Genomic DNA, 1,786 nt, shown 5'->3' on the forward strand with positions numbered 1-1,786 from the left:
TTCGACGCTTGCGCGTTCTGGTCTCCGGCCACTCCGGTACCAGTTGTTACGGCGGCCGCGAGGGCGGCGAGGTTGCGGGCTGCGTTCTCGTCCCGGTCGATGACCAGGCCGCAGGCGTCGCAGGCGAAGACTCGGACGTGCAGCGGCAGTTTGGCTTTCACCACGCGGCAGTTCGAGCAGGTTTTGGACGACGGGTACCAGCGGTTGGCGACGACGGTTTCGCCGCTGGCCCAGCTGGTCTTGTAGGTGATCTGGCGGCGGATCTCAGCGAACCCGGCGTCGGTGATCTTGCGGGCCAGGCGGCGGTTACGGAGCATGCCGGCCACGTTGAGGTCTTCGACCACGACGGTGGCGTACTCGGCGGTGATGGCGGTGGTGAGTTTGTGCAGGCCGTCCTGCCGCAGATTCGCCACCCGGTGGTGCACGTGGTTACGTTCGGCGTTGGCGATCGCCCACCGCCTGGATGGCTTACGCCCGGTGCGCCGGTCCGGACCCTGACGGCGGGAGACCCGGCGAGAGAGCCGCTTGAGGTGCTTGAGCGCGCCGTCGTGGTGCGCCGGGTTCGGCACGTACTGGACCTCACCCGCCGAGTCAGCCATCACGGCGAGGCACTTGACGCCGAGATCCACGCCTACGACAACGCCGGGCCGGGCGGCGGTGCGCGCGTTCTTGCTGACCTCGACCTGGAACGAGCAGAACCACCGGCCCCGCTCGAACCTGACGGTGGCCGACAGGACGCGGGCGGTACCGTTCGCGATGCGGCGTTGCAGCTTGCGGGTGGATTCGTGGGTGCGGATCATTCCGAGCCGGGGCAGGGTTACGTGGCGGCGGTCCGGCTCGACGCGGATGGTGCCGGTGGTGAACCGGCAGGCGAGCCGGGCCTTGTGCTTGGACTTCCGCCGGGGCATGCCCACGCGCTTGCCTTTACGCTTGCCCCGCCTGGACTTGGCGTAGTTGTCGAACGCCGCCGCCGCGTTCGCCAGGCCCGTGCCGTACGCCTCCTTGGAGTTCTCCTCCCACCAGTCAGCGAACCTGAGATCGGTGTGCTTGGCCTGGTTGAACGCCTTTCGTAGGGCGGGCAGTGACCACGTCCGCCACTCGGTGAGCTGGTCGTCGGGCACGCCGTAGGAGGCCTCTGCCTTGCGTTGCCACCAGGACGCCGATACCCACGACACGGCCCAGTTGTAGGCGGCCCGCGCCGCGCCGCAGTGCGACCGAAGCGCCTTCTCCTGCACTGCACCCGGGTCGAGCGCGAATCGGTAGGCCTGCACGACGAAACCGGGCCGCGGCTGGAACTTCTTCACTCGGCGTCCTCACCGGTCGCCACGGCCACGGCCCGGACCGCACGGTTCTTCGCCGCCCGCTGCCCGTACAGCCGGGCACACATCGAGGTCAGCACCTCGGTCATGTCCCGAACCAGGTCGCTGGTGGCCTCCTGCGAGTCCAGGACAACCACACGCCGCCCGGTCGCGGACAACACGGATTCCAGGTGTTCGACACCGAACCAGGCAAGCCGATCCCGGTGCTCGACCACGATCACCGCAGCAGTCGGGTCAGCCAGGACCCGATGCAGCTCGCGCCGCTTGCCGTTGAACCCGGAGCCGATCTCCTTGACGACCTCACCGACGGCGAGACCCTGCGCGTTGGCGCCTTCCACAACCCGTATGGCCTGACGGTCCAGGTCGTCTTCCTGGTCGGCGGAGGAGACACGGCAGTACGCGACTACACGACCCTCGGCGCTCGCGGGCTCGGTCACGATCCACGTTCCGGAGGGCGCCTGGCGGAC

2 protein-coding genes are annotated in these 1,786 nt (G+C 68.7%); both read right to left on the minus strand.

The genetic code is table 11. The features are described 5' to 3' along the window. Positions 1–1,304, minus strand: a 1,304-nt coding sequence (gene tnpB / locus AB0I41_RS35100; protein WP_357115762.1) for an IS607 family element RNA-guided endonuclease TnpB, incomplete at its 3' end; no start/stop codon positions are given. Further along, positions 1,301–1,786: IS607 family transposase (locus AB0I41_RS35105; protein WP_357115765.1), on the minus strand; the 486-nt coding region annotated here is incomplete at its 5' end. The genes tnpB and AB0I41_RS35105, both read right to left, overlap by 4 nt.

Source organism: Micromonospora sp. NPDC050200, from assembly GCF_040656135.1.
In the GTDB taxonomy this organism is placed as follows: Bacteria; Actinomycetota; Actinomycetes; order Mycobacteriales; family Micromonosporaceae; genus Micromonospora.